The organism is Rodentibacter sp. (genome assembly GCF_057314195.1).
Map to the genome: position 1 here is coordinate 1216 of NZ_DBHLAM010000057.1, position 837 is coordinate 2052.

The 837-nt window shown below is 46.1% G+C and carries 1 protein-coding gene; it reads left to right on the forward strand.

Features of this window, described 5'->3' with window-relative positions; genetic code table 11:
• Positions 1-837 (forward strand): virulence factor SrfB (locus ACO59Y_RS08530; RefSeq protein ID WP_486132386.1); only part of this gene is annotated, 837 nt, incomplete at both ends.

Sequence of the window (837 nt, forward strand, 5' to 3'; positions counted from 1 at the left end):
AATTTGCGCAGGCCTTTTTTGGCAAAGATCATTGGTCGCTACAAAGTGGACGTCGTGATGCTTTCCAATGGCCAACCATTGCACGTGTAGGTAAAGAAGCAGGGCGTTTGGCAAGTCGTCGTAACGGTAATGAAGGTTCTACCGGGTTATCAAGCCCGAAACGCTATTTGTGGGATTTGGACAAATACGAACAAATGTGGCGTTTCAATTCTGCTTATGTAAAAACTGATCACGAGCCTTACGCCACTGCCGAGCCACTTTCCGGATTAATCAACGAATACGGCGAAGCCTTACATATTTTGCGTGATGATGTTGAAGAAGAATTCGAGCGTAAAATGCCGGTGTTCCAACCGAAATATTCCCGTAGTTCTTTGATGACATTTATGTTGTCAGAGGTGCTAATGCACGCATTAATGCAAATTAACAGTCCGGCACAACGTGCTAAATTAGAGCATTCCCGTACGCCGCGCTTCTTACGTTCTATTATTCTGACCATTCCACCTGCAATGCCGAAACCTGAACGGGAAATTTTTAAAAATGCTATGTATCAAGCTATTGGCTTGGTTTGGAAGAGCTTGGGATGGGATAAATCGGACGATAACGTTGATTTCTCTACCGAAGAAGGGCGTGAAAAATACTGGCCGATGTTGCCGGAAGTGCATATCCAATGGGACGAAGCCACTTGCGGGCAAATCGTGTATTTATTTAACGAAACGCAAAACAATTACGGCGGACGCCCGGAAGAATTTTTCGCCGCCTTGGCGCGCCCCGACAAAAACGGTAAAGAAAACGCCATCACTATTGCCAGTGTCGATATTGGCGGCGGCACCACGGATT